This window comes from Arthrobacter sp. zg-Y40, assembly GCF_020731535.1.
GTDB lineage: Bacteria > Actinomycetota > Actinomycetes > Actinomycetales > Micrococcaceae > Arthrobacter_B.
This window is the reverse complement of the sequence record NZ_JAJFZS010000008.1, coordinates 216,372-240,494: the sequence shown is the minus strand read 5'-3', so window position 1 is coordinate 240,494 and position 24,123 is coordinate 216,372. Positions and strand designations below refer to the sequence as shown.

General features: G+C 66.4%; 21 protein-coding genes and 1 pseudogene. 8 read left to right on the top strand and 14 right to left on the bottom strand.

Annotated elements, in window-relative coordinates:
- Window positions 1-47: 47 nt before the first annotated feature.
- Window positions 48-1,280 carry a radical SAM family heme chaperone HemW gene (gene hemW / locus LJ754_RS08510; protein ID WP_227926247.1) on the bottom strand — a complete coding sequence of 411 codons (1,233 nt, stop codon included), beginning with the start codon at window positions 1,278-1,280 and terminating at the stop codon, window positions 48-50.
- Complete coding sequence (lepA, locus tag LJ754_RS08505) at window positions 1,277-3,130, bottom strand: translation elongation factor 4 (RefSeq protein ID WP_227911450.1); 1,854 nt, start codon at window positions 3,128-3,130, stop codon at window positions 1,277-1,279. The genes hemW and lepA overlap by 4 nt, the downstream gene beginning before the upstream one ends.
- 178 nt (window positions 3,131-3,308) lie before the next feature.
- Here lepA and LJ754_RS08500 point away from each other — a divergent pair, with 178 nt between their 5' ends.
- Window positions 3,309-3,938, top strand: a complete 630-nt coding sequence (locus LJ754_RS08500; RefSeq protein ID WP_227926246.1) for a type II toxin-antitoxin system PemK/MazF family toxin — start codon at window positions 3,309-3,311, stop codon at window positions 3,936-3,938.
- 173 nt (window positions 3,939-4,111) lie between these two features.
- The gene (rpsT, locus tag LJ754_RS08495; protein WP_227911452.1) at window positions 4,112-4,372 is read left to right on the top strand and encodes a 30S ribosomal protein S20; all 261 of its coding nucleotides are present in this window, start codon (window positions 4,112-4,114) and stop codon (window positions 4,370-4,372) included.
- A gap of 73 nt (window positions 4,373-4,445) precedes the next feature.
- On the opposite strand, the gene holA is transcribed toward rpsT, so the two are convergent.
- The 6 genes and pseudogenes from holA to leuS all read right to left on the bottom strand — a co-directional run bounded on the left by holA (window position 4,446) and on the right by leuS (window position 12,756).
- Window positions 4,446-5,540, bottom strand: a complete 1,095-nt coding sequence (gene holA, locus LJ754_RS08490) for a DNA polymerase III subunit delta (protein ID WP_227926245.1) — start codon at window positions 5,538-5,540, stop codon at window positions 4,446-4,448.
- 121 nt (window positions 5,541-5,661) lie between these two features.
- Entirely contained in the window at window positions 5,662-8,226 is a 2,565-nt protein-coding gene (locus LJ754_RS08485) for a ComEC/Rec2 family competence protein (protein WP_227926244.1), read from the bottom strand.
- A gap of 52 nt (window positions 8,227-8,278) precedes the next feature.
- Window positions 8,279-8,497, bottom strand: a complete 219-nt coding sequence (locus tag LJ754_RS08480) for a ComEA family DNA-binding protein (protein WP_227926243.1) — start codon at window positions 8,495-8,497, stop codon at window positions 8,279-8,281.
- Between the two features lie 160 nt (window positions 8,498-8,657).
- Window positions 8,658-9,131, bottom strand: a pseudogene (locus LJ754_RS08475) (SLBB domain-containing protein); the annotation flags it as partial.
- 105 nt (window positions 9,132-9,236) lie between these two features.
- The gene (locus tag LJ754_RS08470) at window positions 9,237-10,241 is read right to left on the bottom strand and encodes a DegV family protein (RefSeq protein ID WP_227926242.1); all 1,005 of its coding nucleotides are present in this window, start codon (window positions 10,239-10,241) and stop codon (window positions 9,237-9,239) included.
- 13 nt (window positions 10,242-10,254) lie between these two features.
- Window positions 10,255-12,756, bottom strand: a complete 2,502-nt coding sequence (leuS, locus tag LJ754_RS08465; RefSeq protein WP_442860136.1) for a leucine--tRNA ligase — start codon at window positions 12,754-12,756, stop codon at window positions 10,255-10,257.
- Between the two features lie 343 nt (window positions 12,757-13,099).
- Between leuS and LJ754_RS08460 the strand changes: the two genes are divergently transcribed.
- The gene (locus LJ754_RS08460; RefSeq protein ID WP_227926241.1) at window positions 13,100-14,146 is read left to right on the top strand and encodes a sigma-70 family RNA polymerase sigma factor; all 1,047 of its coding nucleotides are present in this window, start codon (window positions 13,100-13,102) and stop codon (window positions 14,144-14,146) included.
- On the opposite strand, the gene LJ754_RS08455 is transcribed toward LJ754_RS08460, so the two are convergent.
- Genes LJ754_RS08455 through LJ754_RS08445 form a run of 3 tightly spaced genes read right to left on the bottom strand, consistent with a single transcriptional unit; the run spans window position 14,137 to window position 16,834 of the window.
- On the bottom strand, window positions 14,137-14,493 hold the full coding sequence (locus LJ754_RS08455) for an NAD(P)-binding domain-containing protein (RefSeq protein ID WP_227926240.1): 357 nt from the start codon (window positions 14,491-14,493) through the stop codon (window positions 14,137-14,139). The two genes, LJ754_RS08460 and LJ754_RS08455, sit on opposite strands and share 10 nt — an antisense overlap.
- A 13-nt stretch (window positions 14,494-14,506) precedes the next feature.
- The gene (glpK, locus tag LJ754_RS08450; protein WP_227911459.1) at window positions 14,507-16,030 is read right to left on the bottom strand and encodes a glycerol kinase GlpK; all 1,524 of its coding nucleotides are present in this window, start codon (window positions 16,028-16,030) and stop codon (window positions 14,507-14,509) included.
- Window positions 16,031-16,087: 57 nt separating this feature from the next.
- Window positions 16,088-16,834, bottom strand: a complete 747-nt coding sequence (locus tag LJ754_RS08445) for an MIP/aquaporin family protein (RefSeq protein WP_227926239.1) — start codon at window positions 16,832-16,834, stop codon at window positions 16,088-16,090.
- A gap of 198 nt (window positions 16,835-17,032) precedes the next feature.
- Here LJ754_RS08445 and LJ754_RS08440 point away from each other — a divergent pair, with 198 nt between their 5' ends.
- Genes LJ754_RS08440 through LJ754_RS08430 form a run of 3 tightly spaced genes read left to right on the top strand, consistent with a single transcriptional unit; the run spans window position 17,033 to window position 19,853 of the window.
- Window positions 17,033-17,869: an aldo/keto reductase gene (locus tag LJ754_RS08440; protein WP_227911461.1), complete on the top strand. Its 837-nt coding sequence runs from the start codon at window positions 17,033-17,035 to the stop codon at window positions 17,867-17,869.
- Window positions 17,869-18,759, top strand: a complete 891-nt coding sequence (locus LJ754_RS08435; RefSeq protein ID WP_227926238.1) for an alpha/beta fold hydrolase — start codon at window positions 17,869-17,871, stop codon at window positions 18,757-18,759. Before LJ754_RS08440 ends, LJ754_RS08435 begins: the two co-directional genes overlap by 1 nt.
- Before the next feature lie 2 nt (window positions 18,760-18,761).
- Entirely contained in the window at window positions 18,762-19,853 is a 1,092-nt protein-coding gene (locus LJ754_RS08430; protein ID WP_227911591.1) for a glycosyltransferase family 4 protein, read from the top strand.
- 9 nt (window positions 19,854-19,862) lie between these two features.
- Here LJ754_RS08430 and LJ754_RS08425 read toward each other — a convergent pair whose 3' ends face one another.
- Together LJ754_RS08425 and LJ754_RS08420 are read right to left on the bottom strand one after the other, a co-directional pair.
- A complete protein-coding gene (locus LJ754_RS08425) occupies window positions 19,863-20,876 on the bottom strand; it encodes an NADP-dependent oxidoreductase (RefSeq protein WP_227926237.1) in 1,014 nt (337 codons plus the stop codon).
- A 9-nt stretch (window positions 20,877-20,885) separates the two neighbouring features.
- A complete protein-coding gene (locus tag LJ754_RS08420) occupies window positions 20,886-21,347 on the bottom strand; it encodes a MarR family winged helix-turn-helix transcriptional regulator (RefSeq protein WP_227926236.1) in 462 nt (153 codons plus the stop codon).
- Between the two features lie 122 nt (window positions 21,348-21,469).
- Between LJ754_RS08420 and LJ754_RS08415 the strand changes: the two genes are divergently transcribed.
- Window positions 21,470-22,441: a phosphotransferase gene (locus LJ754_RS08415; RefSeq protein ID WP_227926235.1), complete on the top strand. Its 972-nt coding sequence runs from the start codon at window positions 21,470-21,472 to the stop codon at window positions 22,439-22,441.
- Between the two features lie 14 nt (window positions 22,442-22,455).
- Here the strand turns inward: LJ754_RS08415 and LJ754_RS08410 are convergent, their stop codons facing one another.
- Window positions 22,456-23,007 (bottom strand): TetR/AcrR family transcriptional regulator, encoded by a 552-nt coding sequence (locus LJ754_RS08410; RefSeq protein WP_227926234.1) that lies wholly within the window; start codon window positions 23,005-23,007, stop codon window positions 22,456-22,458.
- A 115-nt stretch (window positions 23,008-23,122) separates the two neighbouring features.
- Here LJ754_RS08410 and LJ754_RS08405 point away from each other — a divergent pair, with 115 nt between their 5' ends.
- Window positions 23,123-23,995 carry an NmrA family NAD(P)-binding protein gene (locus LJ754_RS08405; RefSeq protein ID WP_227926233.1) on the top strand — a complete coding sequence of 291 codons (873 nt, stop codon included), beginning with the start codon at window positions 23,123-23,125 and terminating at the stop codon, window positions 23,993-23,995.
- The last annotated feature ends 128 nt before the right edge of the window (window positions 23,996-24,123 follow it).

Below are 24,123 nucleotides of genomic sequence, written 5' to 3'. Positions count from 1 at the left end.
CGGACCGGGACTATGCCCGGTCCGGCTTTTTTCGTTTGTGCCGGCGATCAGTCCGGCAGCAGCCGGCGGACCACCGCATCGGCCAGCAGCCGTCCGTTGCCGGTGAGGATCACTTTCCCGGTCAGCGCCGCCGGGGGATCCACCAGTCCGTCGGCCATCAGGCCCGCGACGGCCAGCCGGCCGGGCTCCCGCAGCCGGTTCAGTTCCAGGCCCTCTGCCAGCCGCGTGCGCAGCATGATGTCTTCGATGTACCGGGTGTCGGCGTCAAGCGTCTCCCGGCCCACTGAGGGCGACTCCCCCGCTGCGATCCGCTGGGCGTAGGCGGTGGGGTGCTTGGCGTTCCACCAGCGCACGCCGCCGGCATGCGAATGTGCGCCGGGGCCGATCCCCCACCAGTCGTCGCTGCGCCAGTAGGCCAGGTTGTGCCGGCACTGGTCCGCCGGGGTGCGCGCCCAGTTGCTGACCTCGTACCAGGACAAGCCTGCTGCGGTCATCATTTCGTCGGCCAGCACGTACTTGTCGGCGTGGTCGTCGTCGTCAATCGGGGGCACCTCGCCGCGCCGCATCCGCGCCGCGAGCTTGGTCCCTTCCTCGATGATCAGGGCATAGGCCGAAATGTGGTCCGGCTCGTAGCTCAGGGCTTCTTCCACGGAAATTTTCCAGTCCTCCATGGATTCGCCCGGGGTGCCGTAGATCAGGTCCACGCTCACGTGCAGGCCGGCGTCGCGCGCCCATTTCACTGCCTGCGGCACCCGCGAGGGGGTATGCGTGCGGTCCAGGACCGCCAACACGTGCGGTACCGCTGACTGCATCCCGAAGGACACGCGGGTGAAACCGGCGTCGGCGAGCAACTGCAGGGATTCGGGGGTCACCGAATCCGGGTTCGCCTCGGTGGTGACCTCAGCGCCGGGCGCCAGGCCCCACTGGTCGACGGCGGTAGTGAGGATCATGGCCAGGTCCTCGGCCGGCAGCAGCGTGGGCGTGCCGCCGCCGAAGAACACCGTTTCCATCCGGCGCTCGGGCATCCCGGACCGGCGGAGCGCGTCCGCGGCGAAAACCACTTCGCGGGCCGCCGTCGCCCCGTAGGCCGCCTGGGAGGCGCCGCCGCCGAGCTCGGTGGCCGTGTAGGTGTTGAAATCGCAGTAACCGCAGCGGACGGAGCAGAACGGAATGTGGACGTACAGTCCGAAGTTCCGCTCCGCTGCGCCTTCTGCGGCCTGTGCGGGCAGGAGGCCGTCGGCGGGTGCCGGGTCTCCGAGGGGCAATGCGCTGGGTGTCACTTCTTGGATTTGTCCTTGGAATCGTCAGAGGAAAGTGCAGCCACGAAGGCTTCCTGCGGAACCTCCACGCGGCCCACCATCTTCATGCGCTTCTTGCCTTCCTTCTGCTTTTCAAGCAGCTTGCGCTTACGGCTGATGTCGCCGCCGTAGCACTTGGCAAGCACATCCTTGCGGATGGCGCGGATGGACTCGCGGGCAATGATGCGCGAGCCAATGGCGGCCTGGATGGGGACCTCGAACTGCTGGCGCGGGATGAGTTCGCGCAGCTTGCCCGTCATCATCACGCCGTAGGAGTACGCCTTGTCCTTGTGGGTGATGGAGCTGAAGGCATCCACCTGCTCGCCCTGGAGCAGGATGTCCACCTTGACCAGATCGGCAACCTGCTCGCCGTCGGCCTTCCAGTCCAGGGAGGCGTAGCCGCGGGTCTTGGACTTGAGGATGTCGAAGAAGTCGAACACGATCTCGGCCAGCGGAAGGCGGTACCGGATCTCGACCCTGTCCTCGGAAAGATAATCCATGCCGCCCAGCACGCCGCGGCGGGTCTGGCACAGCTCCATGATGGCGCCGACAAATTCATTCGGCGCCAGGATCGTAGCCGAGACCATCGGCTCACGGACCTCTTTGATTTTGCCTTCGGGGTACTCGCTGGGGTTGGTCACTGTGACGACCTTCTTGTCCTCGAGCGTCACCTCGTACTCCACGTTGGGTGCGGTGGAGATCAGGTCAAGGTTGTATTCGCGCTCGAGCCGTTCACGGGTGATTTCCAGGTGCAGCAGGCCCAGGAAGCCCACCCGGAAGCCGAAGCCCAGCGCGGCCGACGTCTCGGGTTCGTAGACCAGCGCGGCGTCGTTGAGCATCAGCTTTTCCAGCGCCTCGCGCAGCACCGGGTAGTCGGCACCGTCGATGGGGTACAGCCCGGAGAAGACCATGGGCTTCGGGTCTGCGTAGCCGGGCAGGGATTCCGTAGCCGGCTTGGCCAGGTTGGTAACCGTGTCGCCGACCTTGGACAGGCGCACATCCTTCACGCCGGTGATCAGGTAGCCCACCTCGCCGACCCCAAGTCCCTTGGACGGGGTGGGTTCCGGGGAGCTGACGCCGATTTCCAGGAGCTCGTGGCTGGCGCGGGTGGACATCATCTGGATTCGTTCGCGCGGGGACAGGGACCCGTCAATCACACGGACGTAGGTGACGACGCCGCGGTAGGTGTCATACACGGAGTCGAAAATCATGGCGCGGGCCGGGGCATCGGGATCGCCCTGCGGCGCCGGAATCTCGCGGACAATCTGGTCCAGCAGGGCTTCGACGCCCACGCCGGTCTTGCCGGAAACCCTCAGCACGTCCGCCGGGTCGCCGCCGATGAGCTTCGCCAGTTCTTCGGCGTACTTCTCCGGCTGCGCTGCCGGGAGGTCGATCTTGTTCAGCACCGGAATGATCGTCAGATCGTTCTCCATGGCCAGGTACAGGTTCGCCAGCGTCTGGGCCTCGATGCCCTGGGCAGCGTCCACCAGCAGAATCGCGCCTTCGCAGGCTGCCAGGGACCGGGATACTTCGTAGGTGAAGTCCACGTGGCCCGGTGTATCGATCATGTTCAGTGCGTAGGACTCGCCGTCGAGCTCCCACGGCATGCGCACGGCCTGGGACTTGATGGTGATGCCGCGTTCCCGCTCAATATCCATCCGGTCCAGGTACTGGGCCTTCATATTGCGGTGCTCGACGACGCCGGTGGACTGGAGCATGCGGTCGGCCAGGGTGGACTTGCCGTGGTCGATGTGGGCGATGATGCAGAAGTTTCTGATGATCGCCGGATCCGTCGCGGCAGGCACCGGCGAGAAGCGGGCCATAGGTGACACTGTGGCGGTTCCTTTACTGTTTCCGGGACAGGCCCGACGCCGCGCGGGTGCGCCTGCGTGCGGTGGCAGTGTCCAGGCTTTGCTGGTGGGTGTTTCTGTCGAATTAACAGTCTCCCACGTTTGCCTGCCCCAGCAGGAACCGAAGCGCCGTTGACTGCCGGACGCCTAACGTAGTGCCATGCCCTTTAACGCACGCACCTTCGCTTCCCTTGTCCGTTCCGCCGCCCGGCTGCTGGGCCAGGCCGGGTCCGGTGCCGGCACCGTTTCCGGGCAGGGGTCCCGGGACCGGACCGGTATAGAATCCCGGCCCGGGCCCGGCCGGCGCTCCCCAAGGCCGTCCCCCGCGCCCTCCCCCGGACCCAAGGCTGCGCCGTCGCAGCCCTGGCAGGCCGCGGCGTCGGGCCCTACTGGATACGCGGGTGACTATGCGGGGCCCGTAAGTCCGGTCTACGCACCCCGGCCCGACGGCGATCCCGACCCCGGTGAGGTTGTATGGGCGTGGGTCCCCTACGAGGAAGACCCGGCGCAGGGCAAGGACCGCCCCGTGCTGCTGATCGGCCGCAGCGGTGCCCTGCTGCTGGGCCTGATGATGACCAGCCGGGACCGGAACAACACTGGATCGTCTGATCCGCGGTACCTGGACGTCGGTACCGGGCCGTGGGACAGTAAGGGCCGTCCCAGCGAAGTTAAACTGGACCGGGTGCTCCGCCTGGAACCGGAGAGCATCCGCCGTGAGGGCGCAGTGATGGATGAGCGGGCGTTCGGCCGGGTAGTCCGCGCACTGGCAAAGGTGCGCCCGGCGCGCTGAGCGCCGGTTGGCATTCCGGCACCGAATCTCTGCTAACATTTATTGCTGTGTGTCCGCGCAGGTCGACGGGCACTTCAGTTCAGGCGCCATTACGGTATCCCCACGCCGCTCAGTCAATGTCTGGTCTGAAATACCCTCACCGACCAAGTCCGCAATACAAAGAGAGTTTATAAGTGGCCAATATTAAGTCCCAGAAGAAGCGCATCCTCACCAACGAGAAGGCGCGTCAGCGTAACAACTCGGTGAAGTCCGAGCTGAAGACCGTCATCAACAAGGTTGATGTTGCAGTCAAGGCCAGCGACAAGGATGCAGCAGCCGAAGCGCTGAAGACCGCCAGCCGCAAGCTGGACAAGGCCGTCAGCAAGGGCGTAATCCACAAGAACAACGCTGCCAACCGCAAGTCGGCCATCTCCAAGAAGGTCAGCGCGCTCTAAGCAGCAAGCTAGCAAGACTTCCGGCGCGGCCGGTCCTTCGGGACCGGCCGCGCTTTGGTTTAAGTCCAGGCTTTTACCGGCCCGATGCCGCCAGGGCAATTACGGTCACGGCGCGTTCCACCGCGTACACGGGGTCCCGTCCGGCGCCCTTGACCTGGGCGTCTGCTTCGGCGAGGGCCTGCACTGCTTCGATGAGGGACTCCGAGGAAAACCTCTGCGCATCCCGGCGTGCCTGATCCACCTGCCACGGTGCCATGCCCAGTTCCTTGGCCATGGACGCGGAGGAACCGCGCAGGTTCACCACGCGGGCCACCGCGCGGACCTTCATGGCCAGGGCGCCGACCAGCGGCACCGGATCGACTCCTGTATCCAGTGCGTGACGCAGCATGGACAGCGCCTGGGCCGCCCGGCCGGCCAGGGCGGCGTCTGCCACCTTGAAGGCCGTGGCTTCGACCCTGCCTCCGTAGTAGCGTTCCACCAATTCTTCGGTGACCCCGCCGGTGGCGTCACTGATCAGCTGCTGGCAGGCCGCAGCCAACTCGGACAGACTGGAACCCACGGCGTTCACCAGTGCGCGGGCGGCAGCCGGATCTATGCGGCGGCGGGCGGACCGGAATTCGGAGGTGACGAACTCGAGCTTTTCTGCATCCTTCTTGAACGGCTGGCATTCCACCACCGGAGCACCGGCAGCCTTCACGGCGTCCAGCAGCTTTTTGCCGCGGTTGCCGCCGCTGTGGTGCAGCACCAGGACTGCGTCCGGGGACGGATCCTTCAAATAGGCAAGGGTTTCGGTGAGGAAGTCTTCGTTCATGGAGGCCAGGTTCACGGCTTCAATGAGTTTGGCTTCGCCGAAGAGTGAGGGGCTGGACTGCAGGGTGAGTTCCCCCGAGGCGTAGGAAGCGGCGTCGAACTGCACCAGCTCGGTGTCCGGCTGCTTCTCCCGCAGCGCCGCCCGTAGCCGGTCCCGGGCCCGGGACGCCAGGTAATCTTCGGGGCCGGCCAGCAGGATAACCGGGGCCGGTTCGACCTCCCGCCACGACACCGTGCGCGAGGAGGTTTTGCTGCCGGAGCTGCGTTTGGAAGGGACGGCCGGATTCACAGCAGGTGCTCCTGGGATTGTGCTGGCGGCGGGGTTGCGGAACCCGCCGGGATCAGTGGATCTGAGCATACCCGCACTGCGGATATCCTCCCTCCAAGATTCTCACGCCGGTCCGCGGGCACCAACTCAGGGCTCCGCGCCGGTTCCGGAGAGCCGGTGACCGTCCCGAAGCCATCAATCCACCGTCCGGTCACGGCGGCAGCCCGCTGACCTGGAGGGCGTCCTGGCGCCGTGCCACCAGGACGGTCCCCAGCTCATCCGTCCGTGCTACAGCTGCGCCGGCGCTTTCCAGTCCCTGGACAATCTGCGGGGCCGGATGTCCGTAGTCGTTGTCCGCTCCGACCGAAATCAGCGCCAGCGACGGATGGGCTGCACGCAGCCACCCGTCGCCGCCGTTGCGGGCACCGTGATGGGCCACCTTCAGCACATCCACTCCGGCCTGCAGGACGGGGTGGGATGCCAGGACCGCAGCGGCGGCGTCCGTTTGGGCGTCTCCGGTCAAAAGCACCGTCAGGGGCGGCCGGCCCGGGTCCGCAGCGGCAACAGTAAGCAGCAGGACGGCGCTGGCATTGTTCTCATCGTCCTCCCCCGCACCCGGCGTTGCCCGTCCTGAGGCTGTTTCCGGCGGCCAGAGAACTTCCCAGCGCACCATGCCGGCGGTACCCGTCATGCCCTCACTCAACCGGGTTCGGGGCGCCGATGAGCCGGACAGTGCCTCCTCCAGTTCCGGGGGCAGCGTGGACGACGCCGTGGAATAACCAATCTCCCGCACGCTGCGCCCGGACAGGACACCGGCGGTGCCGCCGTAGTGGTCCAGATGGGCATGCGTTATCACCAGCAGGTCAATGCTTTGCACGCCCAGCCGGTCCAGGCAGTTATCCATGTCCTCGGGCTCACCGCCCGCATCCACAACGACGGCGCTCCCCGGCCCGGTGCGGACCGCCAGTCCGTCGCCCTGCCCCACATCGCACGCAGCCAGCACCCACTCCTTCACCGGCACGGCCGGCCCCTCCCCCGCACCCCGTAGGACCAGCACCGTCCCGGCAGGCAGGACCAGGACAATGACCGCACCGGCCACGGTCCAGCGGTTAGCGTTCCAGCGGTTAACGTTCCGGCGGTTAACGTTCCGGTGCCGGAACCAGGGCAGTGAGGGCCCTTGCCGGCGCGGAAGGTCCCCGTGGTGCCGGTTCCTCCGGGACAAGTACAGGATCCCGCCTGCGGCGCCGGCTGCGGCCGTCCCCATCAGCACGGCTCCGGGTCCGCCTGCCGGCCACGGCGCCAGGGCGCCCGGCACGGATTCGAAGGCACGGGCGGTCCCGGCGACCCACCAGGCCCCTGCGGCCGCGACCGCCAACGGGATTCCGGCAGCGGCCGGTGCCAACCCGACCACTGCCACGGCCAGCATTCCCGTGATGGTTACGCCCGGGACGACCGGTGCAGCCACCAGATTGGCAGGCACCGAATACACCGGCAATTGCGGCTGGAGCAGGACCAGGACCGGGGCGCAGAACAGCTGCGCCGCGACCGGCACCGTCAGTGCTGCCGCGAACCACAGCGGAAGCCGACGGGACAGCACCCGCAGCAGGTGCGGCCCCAGGAGCACCAGTCCCAGTGTGGCGCAGACCGACAGAATGAACGCGTAGCTCGTGCAAAGCCAGGGGTCGATGAACAGCAGGACCGTGATGGACAGGAACAGCAGGGCCACCGGCAGGCGCCCGCGTCCGGATAGCACCGCCAGGGTGCCCAGCCCGCCCATAACCGCTGCCCGAAGCACGCTCGGATCGGGCCGGACCAGCAGGACAAACGCCGCCAGTCCGGCCAGCGCCAGCAGCACGGCGGCTGCACGGGGCAGGCGCGCGGCCCTGGCGGCCAGGAAGATGAAGGCCAGCAGGTAGGAGCAGTTGGCGCCGGAGACCGCCGTCAGGTGGGTCAGGCCGGTAGCCTTCATGGATTGGCTCAGATCCGGGTCCAGGGTGCTGCGGTCGCCGAGCACCATGCCCGCCAGCAGTCCGTCCACGGATACTCCCCGGTGGGCGGCGGCCTGCACGAAATCGTCCCGCAGCTGTGCCGTTGCACCGTACCAGCCGCCTCCCGGATGGATGTCAGGATCTGTGGCTGCACGCATCAGCGCAAGGTTCCGGTCTCCGGGCTGCAGCTTCTGCAGGGTTCCGGCACTGCTGAACCGGTCGCCCCAGCGGATCGCGGCGTATTCTTCACCGCCCACTACGAGGATGGGCGCTGATGTTCCGAAACGCTTACCGTCCGCAGCGGCGGTTTCGGCGACTGCGTCAACAAGGTACCGGGACTGCCCGGTGAAGCGGTCTGCTGCGGCCGGCCGGGCATCGGACACAGCACGGAAGTCAGCACTGATTGACCTTTCCCCGGCGATGAGACCGGAAACGGGACCGCTGCTGCGCTCGGTCAAAGCACCGGCAGCTCCGGCACAGACAAGCGCTGCAGCGGCCATCGGCACGGCGGCGCCCCGCAGGAGAGCAGCACCGCCCGCCCGCCGGCGCGCTGCCAGGGCAAGCGCCGCAATACTCCCAGCAGCTGCCGCAGCAGCCAGCAGCAAACCGGTTTCCGGGGCCAGCCGCACTGCGCAGAAGGCAGCAGCCCAGGCTGCGGCGGCAGTTGGCAGAAGCCGCAGTTCCAGCACCCGCGCCGGCGGTTCGGTTGTCTTTTGTCCGCGCTGATTCCTGGCCGGCGAACGTGCGGCTGCCACAGCGGGAGCAGGCGCAGCTGATACTGATCCCAAGGCGGAAGCCACATACCGGTCCCAGGTGCCCCTTTGACCCATGCCGAAGCTGCTAAACCGTGACCAGGGGCAGGAGCGCCGCCATCATGGCTTCCCCAATGCCGGGCACCGCGTCCAAATCCTCCGGCCGGCTGAAGCGTCCGTGCTCTGTCCGCCACGCGATGATCCGTTCGGCCAGCACCGGCCCCACCCGCGGCAGCTCCTGCAGCTGCGCGGAGTCGGCGGTATTGAGGTTGACCGGGGGAACCGGCTCCGGGCGCCGCGCCGGCACCCGCCCCAGTACCGCCGCTAATCCCAGGCACTCCCCCGCTACCCCCTCCGCGCTCCGCTGCCGTTCCAGCTGCGGGCGGAGCAGCCTCGCCGATCCGGGGCACCAGCACCATGGCACCGTCTTCCAGCACCGCAGCCAGGTTCACCGCTGCAAGGTCGGCATCCGCCGCTGAACCGCCGGCTGCGTCAACGGCATCCACAATCCTGCTTCCGGCCTCCAGGCGGACCACCCCGGGCCGTTGGACAGCTCCCGCGACGTGAACCACTACTACGCCGGCCCCACCGGACGCTGTTGCCGGCCCGGACACGCGGGCGGCTTCTGCGGGGGCATCCGGTGCCGGTGCCGTACCCGTTGCGGAACTGCCGGCGCCAACAGGTGGCTGCGTTGAGGCATCCGGCTCCTCAAGATCAACGGACGCAACCGGTACCGGATTCCGGTCCCTGAGCAGATACACGGCTGCCCCGCATCCCAGCAGCAGGCACACCGCCAGTACTGCGGCGGGCAGCGTGAAGGCCCACCGGCGTCGCGTGCCGGGAGAATCATCGGGTGCATCCTCTGCGTTCTCGGGAGTAGCCGGCAGATCCGGTTCCGGTTCGCTCCCCTGCCAGGTGGTTTCCCATCGGTGCTGTGCCATGGGAATAAACTAGGTGGAAAACGGCCCATCCAGCTCTCCGCGTGCCTGCAACCGGGGATTCCGTCGCTGCGCCCGGGACGCCGGCGCCCCTGTGGAGGAAGCCCCTCAGGACGACGGCGACGCCGGCGATTCCGGCGGTGCGCTGACCGGTGCGGCAAGTGCCCCGCGCTCACCCGATATGGGCGCACGGTCCCCGACAACCGCGACCGCCAGTACTCCCAGCCCCACGTGGGCGGCAAGAACCGCAGGAAGCGGGCAGATAAGGATCTCGACTTCGGGTGAAGCTGCCCCGATGAGGCCGGCCAGCCGTTCGGCTTCGGAGGCATTGCCGAAATGGTGCACGGCCGCACGGACCTTCCCGGTCCGCGCGGCGATGTCCTGCTGCACCAGTTCGGCGAGCCGGGCGAGTGCCTTCGGGGCGGTCCGGACGCGTTCCAGCGGCAGGACCTTCCCGTCGCGGACCACGAGGATCGGCTTCACGGCGAAGAGGGTCCCCAGCCAGCCGGCTGCCGCCCCGATACGCCCGCCGCGCCGCAGCTGGTCCAGGCTTGGCACATAGAAGAGGATGTTCGAATCCGCGCTCACTGCCCGGGCGCAGGCAGCCACGGCCTCGGGCGGACAGCCGGCACGGGCGCTTTCGGCTGCTGCGGCAACGGCAAAACCGAGTCCCATGGCCGCCGTCGCACTGTCGATAACCTCCACGGGAACAGCTGCCGAGCGGGCGGCAAGCCGCGCGGAGTCCACTGTGCCGGACAGCTGGCCGGAGAGGTGGACGGACACTACGGAGCTGCATCCGGCAGCAGCCAGTTCGGCGTAGGCCGCCTCAAACCGGCCCGGCGCCGGCCGTGAAGTGCGCACCTCGTGTCCCTGGGCCAGGGCCAGGGCCAGGGCAGGGATCAGTTCCTCGGATCCCTCACCGTAAATCTGGTCTCCGATCATGACCGGCATGGGAACAACCCGCACAAACGGTGCCACCTTGGCTGCGTCCGCCCACCCCGGGGGCAGGGCGGCAGCGGAATCCGTCACCACTCCCACGGACGGCCCGGGGACGGCGGCGGTTTCCCGCTGCCGTCCCTTGGCCCGCGATGCGAGCCGTTCCAGCCAGTCCATGGTTGTCCGGGGCCTAGGCCGGGACGATGTTGACGAGTTTCGGCGCCCGTACAATAACGGTCCGGATGCCGCGCCCGTCAAGGGTCCGCTGCACTGCCTCGGACGCCAGCGCGGCTTCGCGCAGGTCCTCCTCGGAGATGTCCGCGGCAACCTCGAGCCGGTCCCGGACCTTGCCCTGGACCTGGACCACGGCGGTCACCGTGTCCTGCACCAGCAGCGACTCGTCGACCGTGGGCCAGCCGGCGTTCACCACGGAGGCTTCGCGGCCCAGCAGGCTCCACAGATCCTCCGCTGTGTACGGGGCGAACAGGCTCAGGATCACGGCCACGGCTTCGGCAGCTTCGCGCACTGCCGGATCGGCGCCGCCCGCACCGGAATCAATGGCCTTGCGGGTGGCGTTGACCAGTTCCATCAGCTTCGCCACCACCACGTTGAACTTGTTGTTCTCCAGCAGTTCGGTGGCCTCGGCGACGGTCCGGTGCGTTAGCGACCGCAGCTTCTTGTCGCCGCCGGAGTAGTCGATGCCCGGTTCGCTCGTAATGTCCTGCCCCAGGCGCCAGGCGCGGGCCAGGAACTTAGCGGAGCCCGACGGCGAGACGTCGGCCCAGTCGACGTCGTCTTCCGGCGGCGAGGCGAAGATCATGGTCAGCCGCACGGCGTCGACGCCGTACTTGTCCAGCTGCTGGCCCAGGTCCACACCGTTGCCCAGCGACTTGGACATGGCCTTGCCGCCGTTGAGGACCTGGCCCTGGTTCAGCAGCGAACCGAACGGTTCGCTGGTTTCCAGCAGGCCCATGTCGTGGACCACCTTGGTGAAGAACCGTGCGTAGAGCAGGTGCAGGATGGCGTGTTCGACACCGCCCACGTACTGTCCGACCGGCATCCAGTTCTTCGCCGCCTCCGGATCAAAGGGTCCGTCGGTGAAATGCGGGGATACAAAGCGCATGAAGTACCAGGACGAGTCCACGAAGGTGTCCATGGTATCGGTGTCGCGCTTGGCCGGGCCGCTGCACTTGGGGCAGGCAACGTTGACCCATTCCTCGGCGGAGGCCAGCGGCGAGGTGCCCTTGGGGGCCAGGGCTTCGCCCTTCAGCCCGGTGGGCAGGGTGACGGGCAGCTGGTCATCCGGAACCGGAACCTCGCCGCACTCGGCGCAGTGGATGATGGGGATGGGGGTGCCCCAGAACCGCTGGCGGGAGAGCAGCCAGTCGCGCAGCCGGAAGTTCACGAACTTCTCGCCCGTGCCCTGCTCTTCGAGCATGGCGATGGCGGCCGGGATCGCTTCGGACTTCGGCAGGCCGTCCAGGGCGCCGGAGTTGATCAGGGTGCCTTCGCCGGTGGTGGCAGTGCCGCTGACGGCGGGATCTTCTTCGCCGGTGTCCAGGACCGCCCGCACGGGCAGGTCGAAGGTCTTCGCGAAGTCCAGGTCGCGCTGGTCGTGCGCGGGCACGGCCATGATGGCGCCGGTGCCGTAGTCGGCCAGCACGTAGTCCGCGGCCCAGACGGGCAGCTTCTCCCCGTTGAGCGGGTTCACGGCGTAGCGGCCGGTGAAGACGCCGGTCTTGGTGCGTTCGGTGGACTGGCGTTCGATGTCCGAGAGAGCCTTGACCTGCTCGCGGTAGGCCAGCAGGGAATCCATGTTCCCGTCAGTGGTCAGCTCAACCGCCAGCGGAGCGTCTGCAGCCACCACGAAGAAGGTGGCACCGGCCAGGGTGTCCGGGCGGGTGGTGAAAACGGTGACCTGTTCCTCGGGCTTGCCCTCGGCAGCCTCGATCGCGAAGCGGACGTGGGCGCCCTCCGAGCGGCCGATCCAGTTCTTCTGCATGGCCAGCACGCGCTCGGGCCAGTGCCCCTTGAGCTGCTCCATGTCATCGAGCAGCCGGTCCGCGTACTCGGTGATCTTGAAGTACCACTGGTTCAGGGACTTTTTGGTGACCTGGGTGCCGCAGCGTTCACAGGCGCCGTTGACTACCTGCTCGTTGGCCAGCACGGTCTGGTCCTTCGGGCACCAGTTGACCGGGGAGTTCTTGCGGTAGGCCAGCCCGCGCTCGTAGAACCGGGTGAACAGCCACTGGGTCCAGCGGTAGTACTCCGGGTCGGAGGTGTGGATGCGGCGGGACCAGTCAACGCTGATGGCGTAGCGCTTGAAGGATTCCGCCTGCGTTTCAATGTTGCGGTAGGTCCAGTCGCTGGGGTGCGCATTGTTTTTGATGGCGGCGTTTTCAGCCGGCAGGCCGAAGGAGTCCCAGCCGATCGGGTGCAGCACGTCATAACCGAGCTGGCGCCAGTACCGGGCAACGACGTCGCCCATCGCGAACGCTTCGGCGTGCCCCATGTGCAGGTCGCCGGAGGGGTAAGGGAACATGTCCAGCACGTAGCGGCGTTCGCGGGAGCCGTCATCGGCAGGGGTGAAAACGCCAAGGTCCTCCCAGACCTTCGGCCATTTCTGTTCGATGGCCGCGAAACTGTAGACGGCCTCTTCCTGCTGATCAGTCTGTGACTGCGTGCTCACTATGTTTCGCCTCTGTCCTGAATGAAAAAATCTTGATCCGCGCTCCGGGCCGATGCACCGGAAAACCTGGTCCTCCCCAGACACACAAAAGCCCCTCGACAAGCAAGGGGCGGCCGCGCACAGACGGTGCGCGGCTAGCTAAGGAGGAGTACTGCGCTCATTTCTCCACTTTACAACAGAGCGTGCGCTCCGGAAGCAGGATGCCGGGGTGAGCCGCAGGGGGAAATTCTGCCCGGCAGCGTATCTTTTCCCCTGCTCCGTGCGTCTACCGGTTAAAGGCTGTGGCGCAATGCCATTGTTGGTTCAGGACCGCCGGGGGCGGCCTGGGAAAAGGAGCGAAATGTCAGTGGATACAAACCCTGCAGTGTCATTGGCGGGCACGGAAAGCGGCAGTGCGGGACTGGGTGGCATTCCGCGCCAACTGCGGCAGGTCCGGCGCGATTTCCTGCTCGCCCTGGAGCCGGTCCGCCCTTCCGTTTACCGTTACTGCCGAAGCCTGGCGGGGAACGTGTGGGACGCCGAAGACCTGCTCCAGGAAACCTTGACCAAGGCATTGGCCGAGGCGTCCCAGCGGCACGAACCGATCCGGAACCTGCAGGCGTGGCTGATCCGCATAGCCACCAACACCTGGCTGGACACCGTCCGGCGCAGCACCAGGAACACTGTGGCGGACTTCAGCGCCCCGGAGATGGACCGCGCGGACGACGGCGTCGCCGATCCGCTCACCGCCGTGGCGGTGGAGGCCGCCCTCCGCCGGCTGGTGGATGTCCTGCCCCCGAAGGAACGTGCCTGCGTGGTCCTCAAGGACGTATTCGGCTATTCACTGGCCGAAACCGCGGATGTCCTGGATACCAGCGCCGGTGCAGTGAAATCGGCCCTGCACCGCGGCCGGAACACGCTGGCGGCTGCCCAGGAGGCGCCGTCGCATTCCGACGGCTCGTCCGGCGGTCCCGCGGCTGTGGCGGTGCCTTCGGCCGGGCACGCCGAACTGCTGCGCCGGCTGGCGGATGCGTTCAACTCCTACGACATTGAGGCCATGGTCAGCCTGTTCCTGGCGAACGGCCGCACGGAGGTGGTGGGCAATGTCAGCGAAACCGGACACGAGGAAATCCGCACCGGTTCCCTGGACCACACCTTCGGCCCGGAGGCGCCCGAGATCTACCGGGCCACCGTGCACGAGTTCGACGGCGAGGAGGTCATCCTGCTCTGGGAACGGCCCAAGGACAGCCCTGACGCAGCGGAAGTGGTGGCCGACGTCGTCCGGATGCGTGCCGCGGAAGGCGTGCCGCTGATTGCGGAGACGAAGGTCTATTTCTTCTGCCCGGAGCTGCTGGAAGAAGTGGCCGGGGGCCTGGGACTGCCTTTCAAGACCAACGGCGTGTCCTACTTCTGACCGGCAGCTTCAGTGGCTTCCTGCGCTTCCCGGGCCCGAGTGGCGTCCACGGCAATGTCGCAGCCGCTGTTGCCCGCTCCGACTATCAGCACACGTTTCCCGGCCAGCATGGACGCGTTCTTGTAGTCGGCCGAATGCCGGATTGCGCCGGCAAACTCCCCCGGAAACACGGGGACGCTGGGCTCGTGCAATGTTCCGGAGGCCACCATCACGGCGCTGAACTGCCTGGAGATGGCGGTGTCCCGGGTAGTCGGGGTTTCCGGCCACATGGAGAACTCGCCACACTGCCGCCTGCGCGGCACAACGCAGAAGGCCCCGGCGGTAACCGCCGGGGCCTTCTGCGTCATGCTTTGCGTGGTATTAGTTCACGTCAGCGTCAACCCAGTCGAAGGTCTTGGTGACGGCCTTCTTCCAGTTGCGCATCTGCCGTTCGCGCTCGGCATCTTCCATGGCGGGGCTCCAGCGCTTGCCTTCATCCCAGTTGCGTCCAAGCTCGTCAGTGTCGTTCCAGAATCCAACGGCCAGGCCGGCGGCGTAGGCCGCACCCAGGGCCGTGGTCTCGATGACCTTGGGACGCACCACGTCCACGCCGAGGATGTCTGCCTGGAACTGCATCAGGGCGTCATTGGCAACCATGCCGCCGTCCACGCGAAGTTCGGTCAGCGGAACACCGGAGTCGGCATTCACGGCGTCCAGCACTTCGCGCGTCTGGAAAGCGGTGGCTTCCAGCGCGGCGCGGGCAATGTGGTTCTTGTTCACGTAGCGGGTCAGGCCAACCATGGCACCGCGGGCATCGGAACGCCAGTACGGGGCAAACAGGCCGGAGAACGCCGGAACGATGTACACGCCGCCGTTGTCGTCCACCTGGCGGGCCAGTTCCTCGATTTCCGGGGCGCTGTTGATCATGCCCAGGTTGTCGCGCAGCCACTGGATCAGCGAACCGGTGACAGCGATGGAACCTTCCAGTGCGTACACCGGCTTGGCGTCGCCCAGCTGGTAGGCCACGGTGGTGATCAGGCCGTTTTCGGAACGGACAATCTCCTCGCCGGTGTTGAAGATCAGGAAGCAGCCGGTGCCGTAGGTGTTCTTGGCGTCGCCCTGGGCGAAGGCGGCCTGACCGAAGGTGGCGGCCTGCTGGTCGCCCAGGATGCCGGCGACCGGGGTTTCGCGGAGCAGCTGCGACCCGGCAACCATGCCGTAGACCTCGGACGAGGAACGGATCTGGGGCATCATGGACTTCGGCACGCCGAATTCCTTGAGGATGTCCTCATCCCAGGTGAGTGTCTCAAGGTTCATGAACAGCGTCCGCGAAGCGTTGGTCACATCGGTGATGTGCGCGCCGCCGTCGGGGCCGCCCGTCAGGTTCCAGACGATCCAGGAATCCGTGTTGCCGAAGATGAGGTCCCCCGCCTCGGCCCGCTCGCGGGCCCCTTCAACATTGTCCAGGATCCACTTGATCTTCGTGCCGGAGAAGTACGTTGCCAGCGGCAGGCCCACGGTGTTCTTGAAGCGGTCCAGGCCGCCGTTCTGCGCCAGCTCGTCAACGATGGGCTGCGTACGGGTGTCCTGCCAGACAATGGCGTTGTACACGGGCTCGCCGGTGTTCTTGTCCCAGACCACCGCGGTTTCGCGCTGGTTGGTGATACCGACGGCGGCGATGTCGTGCCGGGTCAGGTTCGCCTTGGAGAGGGCGGTGCCGACTACTTCGCGGACGTTGGTCCAGATTTCCTGCGGATCGTGCTCGACCCAGCCGGCGTGCGGGAAGATCTGCTCGTGTTCCTTCTGGCCCGTGGAAACGATGTTTCCGTCGTGGTCGAAGACGATGGCCCGGCTGCTGGTGGTGCCCTGGTCGATGGCGATGATGTACCTGGGATTATCAGGCATTGTTTCTGCTCCTTGCGGTGGGGGTATATGGGGTGACCGCGGGCGGCGGCCGGTGCGCTACAGCGAAATTTCCGGGAGGGGAATCTGGGCGCCGAGGAAGCCGCCCAGGGCGCCGCCGATCAGCGGACCCACCACGGGGACCCAGGCGTAGGCCCAGTCGCTGTTGCCCTTGTGCCGGATGGGCAGCAAGGCGTGGACGATGCGCGGACCGAGGTCACGTGCCGGGTTGATGGCGTAGCCGGTGGGGCCGCCGAGGGAGGCACCGATGCCGAGCACTACCAGCGCCACGGCCAGCGGACCCAGTTCGGTCGGTGTACCTGCGAAGGCAATAATCGTAAAAACAAGCACGAAGGTGCCGATAATTTCGGTAACGAGGTTCCAGCCGTAGGAACGGATGGCCGGGCCGGTGGAGAAAACGCCCAGGATGTTGGCGGCGTCGGGTTCGTCGTCGAACTGCTTCTTGTACGCCAGCCATGCGACGAAGGCACCAATAATGGCGCCGGCCATCTGGCCCGCGAAGTAGGTCAGGGCCGCACCGAAGGACACCTCGACACCGGGGGCAAATTCATCGGCACCGCTGGCCCACAGGCCCACGGTGACGGCCGGGTTGATGTGTGCGCCGGAAATGGCGGCAGCGTAAACACCGGCAAACACACCGATGGCCCAACCCCAGTTGACCATCAGGAAACCGCCGCCGGCACCCTTCGTCTTGGCCAGGGCAACGTTGGCTACGACACCGCAGCCAAGAATGATGAGGATGGCGGTTCCCGCCAGCTCACTGATAAAAACTTCTCCCAGAGTCACCATCGACTCCTCCGATCATTTGTGGCATTCCGCGCCCCAGACGGGTGGGCGGATTTCTTTGGTTCTATGCAACCAATCTTTTGCAAGAAGCGCCATTACCTTAGCGGACCTCTTTGGCGGCACGCCAATTACAGCACGGCAAAACAGGTAGTCAGGTCCGATTCGGCTGGCGGGCGCCCACCTCGGTAAAGTCATCTTATGCAGCCGGCACCTCGAATCGAGCTCAATAACGGCGTCCTGATGGACCAAATCGGCTTCGGCACCTACAAGGTTCCGGAAGACAGCGCGGCCGGCCTGTGCCTGACCGCGTTCGACACCGGTTACCGCCATGTGGACACTGCCGCCCTGTACGGCAATGAAACCGGGGTGGGCGAGGCCGTCAATACCTTCACGGACAGCGGCAGCGCCGCCCGCGGGGACATTTTTGTCACCTCCAAGGTCTGGAATACGGACCAAGGCTACGACTCCACCCTGCAGGCCTTCGACGACTCCCTCGCGCGGCTCGGCTTGGACTACTTGGACCTCTACCTGATCCACTGGCCCTGCCCCCGGCGAGGCCTGTTCATTGAAACGTACCGGGCCCTTGAAAGCCTGTACGCCTCCGGCCGGGTGCGGGCGATCGGCGTCTCGAACTTCCAGCCGGCACACCTGGAGCAGCTGATGGATGCCACCGGAATTGTTCCGGCCGTGAACCAGATTGAGCTGCACCCGTGGCTGGCACAGCAGGAACTGCGCGAACTCCATGAGCAGCTGGGCATCCGCACGGTGGCGTGGAGTCCGCTGGGACGCGGTGCTGTCCTGGCCGACCCGGTCATCGGGCAAATAGCGGGCGAACTGGGCCGGACCCCGGCGCAGGTCATCCTCCGCTGGCACCTGGACCAGGGCAACGTGGTGATCCCCAAGGCCAGCAGCCCGGAGCGGATTGCGGGGAACCTGGACCTGTTCTCCTTCGAGCTGACCGACGCGCACCGGCAGGCGATTAACGGCCTGGACCGCGGCCAGCGGTCCGGCTCCCACCCGGATGAGGTCAATTGATGTCCGCTTCGGCCGTGACCCTCGCACGCACCGCCGTCGTCCGCTCCTTTACCGTGGCGGGCACCGAGCAGTTCTGCTGGGACTTCAGCCCGCTCGACGACGCCGGCGCACCTCCCGTTTTGATGGTCCACGGCTTCCGCGGCGACCACCACGGGCTGCTCCGCATAGTGGAATCCCTCCCCCGCCACCGGGTCCTGGTGCCCGATCTTCCCGGGTTCGGCATTGGCTCCGCCCTGCCCGGCCGGCACGATGTTCCGGCCTACGCCTCCTTTGTCCGGGAGGCCCTCGCCGCATTGGACCTGGGCCCGGACACGGTGCTGCTGGGCCACTCTTTCGGTTCGATCATCTCCTCGCACCTGGCGGCGCAGTCCCCGGAGCTGATCAGCGAACTGGTGCTGGTCAACCCCATCTGTGAGCCTGCCCTGGAGGGACCGAAGGGCATCACCAGCAAGGCGGCGGAGCTGTACTACCGGGCCAGTGCCGCCCTGCCGGAGAGGCCCGGCATGGCACTGCTGCGCAGCCCGCTGATTGTCCGCGGCATGAGCATCATGATGGCCAAGACCCGTGATCCTAGGCTGCGCCGATGGATCCACGGCCAGCACGATGCGTATTTCAGTGCCTTCGCCAACCGCGCGGTGGTCCTGGACGCGTTCCGGGCCTCCATCTCCGCCACGGTGCGCGACGTCGCCGCGCAGCTGGCGATGCCGGTGCTGCTGATCGCTGCGGAACAGGACGATCTCGGATCCGTGAAGGGCCAGCGGAAACTGGCGGCTATGATTCCAGACGCTGAGCTGCACATCCTTCCCGGGGTGGGGCATCTGGTGCACTATGAAAAACCGGCCGAAGCGGCAGCAATAATCGACGATTTCCTGTCCCGGAGGCACACATGAGGATGCGGCTGGCCATCGACGCCCGGTTTACCCGCACGGACCACCACGACGGGATCAGCCGCTACGGCGCCAGCATGATCGAAGCGGTCAGTGAACACGCCGATGTCCTGATGCTGATTTCGGACGAGCGGCAGCTGGCCCTGCTGCCGGACCTGCCGTGGGTCAGGATCAACAGTCCCCTGTCCCCCGCCGAACTGTTCGTGGCCCGGCGGATCAACCGGCTGGGGGCGGATGCGGTGTTCTGCCCCATGCAGACCATGGGCAGCTGGGGACGGAAGTACCCGCTGATCCTTACCCTGCACGACTTGATCTACTACCAGAACCCCGCCCCGCCGTCGTTCCTGCCGCTGCCGGTGCGTGCCCTGTGGCGGCTGTACCACCTGGCGTACTGGCCGCAGCGGCTCCTGCTGAACCGGGCCGACGTCGTTGCCACCATCAGCGAGACCACGCGGGCGCTGATGGAGCAGCACCGGCTGACCAGGCGGCCGGTCCGGATCCTTGCCAATGCACCGCAGCCAGGCGCCGTGCCGCGGACGGCGGATGCCCCTGCGGAACCGTCGCTGCTGTATATGGGTTCGTTTATGCCGTACAAGAATGTGGAAACGGTTATCCGCGGCATGGAGCACCTGCCCGGGTTCACGCTGCACCTGCTCAGCCGGATCAGCGATGCACGGCGGACGGAACTGGAGGCCCTGGTTCCGGCCGGGGCGCAGGTGCGGTTCCACAACGGGGTGACCGATGAGGAATACGATCACCTGCTGCGGCGGGCAACGGCCCTGGTGACCCTGTCCAAGGCCGAGGGCTACGGGCTGCCGGTGATCGAGTCAATGGCGGTGGGCACCCCGGTGGTGGCCAGCGACATTCCGATTTTCCGGGAGGTATCCGGCGGCGCGGCCCTGCTGGTGGATCCGGACGACCCGGCCGCGTTCGCCGGTGCCGTCCGTGAGCTGGCGGTGCCGGAGCGCTGGCAGAAGGCGTCCGACGCCGGCCTGCAGCGGGCGGGCGACTACGGATGGGCGGCTTCCGCGCGGCAGCTGATGGCAGCGGCCGGGGAGGCTGTACGCCTGTTCCCCGGCCGCCGACGTCGTCGTTAGCGCCTGCCGTTAGAGGTTAACGACCATCTTGCCCTTGTTGGCACCCTTCATCAGGTCGATGAAGGCCTGCGGTGCGTTCTCCAGGCCGTCCACGAAGGTTTCGTCGTAGCTGACCACGCCGTCCCGCAGCCAGCCGCCCATCACGGTGTTGAACTCGTCGACATACTGGCTGTAGCTGCCGACGATGAAGCCGCGCAGCGTGATTTCCTTGCCGATGGCGATGGCAAGGTTGCGGGGTCCGGTGGCGGCGCCCTTGTCGTTGTACTGGGAGATGGCCCCGCACATTGCGACCCGGCCGCCCTTGTTCATCACTGAGAGGGCTGCTTCGAGATGTTCGCCGCCAACATTGTCGAAGTAGACATCGATACCGTCCGCACCGGCTGCCTTCTTCAGGGCGTCCTTGACGGGGCCCTCGTGGTAGTTGAACGCCTCGTCGAATCCGAGGTCAAGCAGCCGCTGGACCTTTTCCGCGGAACCGGCGCTGCCGATGACCTTCTTCGCTCCCAGCGCCTTGGCGATCTGGCCTACGAGGGATCCCACGGCGCCTGCGGCACCCGAGACGAAAACCACATCCCCTTCTTTGAACTCCCCCACCTTGGTCAGGCCGATGTAAGCGGTCTGTCCGGGCATTCCCAGTACACCCAGGTAGGCGCTGGCGGGGGCCAGATCCGTGTCAATGACCTTGGTGCGGCGGCCGTCCAGCACCGCGTAGTCCCGCCAGCCAAGGCCGTGGAGCACTATGTCGCCGGGCTTGCGGTCATCCGAGCGGGATTCCACGACCTCGCCGACTGCGCCGCCCTCGAGTGCGGCGTCGAGCTTAAACGGCGGGACGTAGGACTTCACGTCATTCATGCGTCCGCGCATGTAGGGGTCCACGGACATGTGCAGGTTACGGACCAGCACCTGGCCGTCCTGCAGTTCAGGGACCGGCACTTCGGCCAAGCGGAAGTTCTCATCTGCGGGCCAGCCCTCGGGGCGGGAGGCAAGCTGGATTTCACGGCCTGTTTCGGGGTACGTGCTCATGGAGAGGTCCTAACTGTTGGGGTGGATGGACTGTTGGGCTTTGACCACGGACTGCCGCAGCGCGGCATTGACCTTGGCGAGGGTTTCCTGGAGGCTGCGCAGTTCCTCCGGATCCAGGCCGGCGGATGCTGCGACACGGTCCGGAAGGTCGTGGGATTTCTGTTCCAGGGCGCGTCCTGCCTCTGTGAGGTAGACGCGGACCCGGCGCTCGTCCTCAACGGCCCGGCGGCGCTGAAGCAACTGCGCCGCTTCCAGCCGCTTGAGCAGCGGAGAGAGCGTGCCCGAGTCCAGTTCCAGGGACTGCCCCAGGTCACTCACGCTCTGGCCGTCCTGTTCCCAGAGCAGCGTCATTACCAGGAACTGCGGGTAGGTCAGCTTAAGTTCCTCGAGCATTGGACGGTACAGCGCGGTGGCGGCCCGTGAGGCTGAGTACAGCGAGAAGCAGACCTGGCGCTGCAGCGATTCGTTCATGCCTTCCACCGTAGGACACAACTCAGTTGTGTACAACTTAATTGCCTTCGGGGCTGCTGGCGCCTGCCGCCCGGCTGCAGCAGCTGGCGGCAGGTTGCCGCCCCCTCCCGTAGGCTGTGGCCATGCAGGAACCCCTGGCTATTCCCGATTACCGCCGAACCGCACGCCGTCTCCCCTGGGGCCGGCTTCCTGCTGCTGTCCGGGACAGCATTGCCGCTTCCCTTGACGGCGGGGTGTCACTGGTGGAGCCGGCAGGCGGCGGGTTCACCCCCGGCTTCGCTGCGGTGCTCGGGAACAAGAGCGGGGACCGTATCTTCGCCAAGGCGGCCGCGGCGTCGGACGCCTTCATCTACCCTTCCTATCTCCGCGAGTCCCAGGTGGTTCCCCTGATGCTCCCGGGGATGCCTATGCCTGCCCTGCGCAGTGCGCAACGGCTGGTGGCCGACGGCATTCACTGGCAGGTGCTGGTGTACGAGGCCGTGCCCGGACGGATGCCGGGCCAACCTTGGACCGAAGCGGATGTTGCCGCCGTCGAAACCGCCTGCGTCACTGCCGCAGCGCTGCTCACCGACTTCCCGCAGGCCGAAGGCGGGACGCCGGTGGCCGAGGATATGGCCCTGATTCCGACCCGGTTCAAGGCGGTCGCCGACGGCGGAGAGCCGCCATGGTTCCTCCCCGGGCTCAGCGCGGAAGAGGCCGGCGGGTTCCAGGAAGCACTGGACCTGTGTCCCGAGGCACTGGCCGGAGACGCCGTCCTGCACGGCGATCTGCGCGCCGACAACATCCTCATCAGCAACGGACGTGCGCTGTTCTGCGACTGGAATTTCCTGGGCACCGGTGCACCCTGGATCGACTGGGTGGGGGTGCTGCCTTACGCCCGGGCCGACGGTATCGACGCCGATGCCTGGCTGCGCCGGTCCGAACTCACCCGGGACGTGCCGGACGCCTATATTGATGCCTTGCTGGCAGCCCTGCTGAACTACATGATCCACTGGGGCAGCCAACCCGACGTCGACACCAGTCCCCTCCTGCGCATCCACGGACGGCACACAGCCCGGCTGGTGTACGACTGGCTGGCTCGCCGGCAGGGGTAGTGCGGGGCCGCAGGCTATCCCAGCCCCTCCAGGACAAGGGTCAGATGCCGGCGCCAATCGGCGCCGCCGGGCTGGAAATACATGGTCGACATAATCCCGCAGGTGATCACCGGAAAGTCGTCCCAGGTCAGATCCCCGCGCACGGCACCGGAGTCAGCGGCCCTGCGGATGATCCGGGTGACGATGCGGGCAAACTCCGTCTTCTCGGCTTGGACGCCCTCCCATTCGAAAGGCCCGGAACCGAGCAAGGCGAGCTGGAAGCCGGCGTCGTCGTCCGCGGCTTCCAGGTAGCCCACCAGCACGGCCTCAAATGCCGCCCGGGGGTCTTCGATTGCCTCCGCCGAGCGGGCGAGCTCAGACATGCCGCCGAATCGTTCCTGCACAATCGCCGTGAGCAGCTCCTGCTTGTTGGAGAAGTGCCGGTAAAGGGAACCTATGCCGACGCCGGCATGGGCAGCAATTTTGTCCATGTGGACATCGTTGCCGTGGCTGGCGAACAGCTCCCTGGCCGCAGCCAGGATTTTCTGCCGGTTCCTTCGCGCATCGGCACGTAAAGAATCATTCAATGTGGCACTCCTTTGACAAACGGAATTGTAGTTCCGTATCGTGGCGCACACCAAAGCGGAACCGGAACTCCGGTTCCAATACTGCCAAGCAGGATGCCCATTTTCGGAGGAAACCATGATTGTAGTCACCACACCAACCGGCCAGATCGGGCACGCAGTAGTTCAGGGCCTGCTCGCGGAGCGCCAGTCCGTGCGGGTTATTGCCCGGAACCCCGCGGCGCTGCCGGACGGCATCGCCGAAAACGTCGAGGTGTTCGCGGGTTCGCACGGCAACCCTGAGGTCGCCATGGCTGCCTACGAGGGGGCGGATGCCGTACTCCACATCACCCCGCCAGATGTCCATGCAGCGAATGTACGGAGCCACTACCGCGGGTTCGCCGCGGCGTCGGCGGCTGCAATTACCGCAACAGGGGTCAAGCGTGCGGTCGTGGTATCCACCCTCGGGCGGGGGTATACGGCAGAGGCCGGGCACCTCTCCGCTGCCCTGGAGGCGGAAGGGATCATCAACGCAACAGGCGTGCACACCCGCTCCCTGGCCATGCCCTTCTTTATGGACAACCTCCTGAACCACCGCTCATCCATCAAGGACCACGGGATACTCCCCCTGCCCAACGAGCAGGACAAAGTACTGCTGACCGTCGCGACCCCCGACATCGCCCGTGTTGCGGTGGGACTGCTGACAGACCGGACCTGGACGGGGCAGGAGTCGTTACCCGTGGTGGGGCCGGACCTGCTCACCCCACGGCAGATGGCAGGGATTATCTCGGACAGTATCGGCCGGCCCGTGCACTTTGCGCAGGTCAGCTCCGATACCTACCGGTCGACGCTCCTCCAATACGGCATGAGTGAAGGCTGGGTTCAGGGCCTAGCGGACATGGGGGCCGCCCAGAACAACGGCATTTACGACGTGCAGGTCCGAGACCCGCACCGGGTTACCGAAACAAGCTTCGCTGCCTGGGTGGAAACCACGCTCAAACCTGCGCTCTGAATTCCCGTGCCTGCGTTACCTGTGCCGCAGAAAAAGTAGTTGGCACTCCGATCCGTGGAGTGCTAATCTGCTTCCGCAAGTTGAGTGATGCTCACTCAACTTTGGAACAATCGCACAACAAACGCACA

What these genes read in the sequence shown, in the direction of transcription:
- LJ754_RS08500 (WP_227926246.1), top strand. Translation starts at nt 3,309, where the DNA reads ATGCCCTTTAACGCACGCACCTTCGCTTCCCTTGTCCGTTCCGCCGCC.
- holA (WP_227926245.1), bottom strand. Translation starts at nt 5,540, where the DNA reads ATGCTCAGATCCACTGATCCCGGCGGGTTCCGCAACCCCGCCGCCAGC.
- LJ754_RS08470 (WP_227926242.1), bottom strand. Translation starts at nt 10,241, where the DNA reads ATGGACTGGCTGGAACGGCTCGCATCGCGGGCCAAGGGACGGCAGCGG.
- LJ754_RS08455 (WP_227926240.1), bottom strand. Translation starts at nt 14,493, where the DNA reads ATGACGCAGAAGGCCCCGGCGGTTACCGCCGGGGCCTTCTGCGTTGTG.
- glpK (WP_227911459.1), bottom strand. Translation starts at nt 16,030, where the DNA reads ATGCCTGATAATCCCAGGTACATCATCGCCATCGACCAGGGCACCACC.
- LJ754_RS08440 (WP_227911461.1), top strand. Translation starts at nt 17,033, where the DNA reads ATGCAGCCGGCACCTCGAATCGAGCTCAATAACGGCGTCCTGATGGAC.
- LJ754_RS08435 (WP_227926238.1), top strand. Translation starts at nt 17,869, where the DNA reads ATGTCCGCTTCGGCCGTGACCCTCGCACGCACCGCCGTCGTCCGCTCC.
- LJ754_RS08430 (WP_227911591.1), top strand. Translation starts at nt 18,762, where the DNA reads ATGCGGCTGGCCATCGACGCCCGGTTTACCCGCACGGACCACCACGAC.
- LJ754_RS08425 (WP_227926237.1), bottom strand. Translation starts at nt 20,876, where the DNA reads ATGAGCACGTACCCCGAAACAGGCCGTGAAATCCAGCTTGCCTCCCGC.
- LJ754_RS08420 (WP_227926236.1), bottom strand. Translation starts at nt 21,347, where the DNA reads ATGAACGAATCGCTGCAGCGCCAGGTCTGCTTCTCGCTGTACTCAGCC.
- LJ754_RS08415 (WP_227926235.1), top strand. Translation starts at nt 21,470, where the DNA reads ATGCAGGAACCCCTGGCTATTCCCGATTACCGCCGAACCGCACGCCGT.
- LJ754_RS08405 (WP_227926233.1), top strand. Translation starts at nt 23,123, where the DNA reads ATGATTGTAGTCACCACACCAACCGGCCAGATCGGGCACGCAGTAGTT.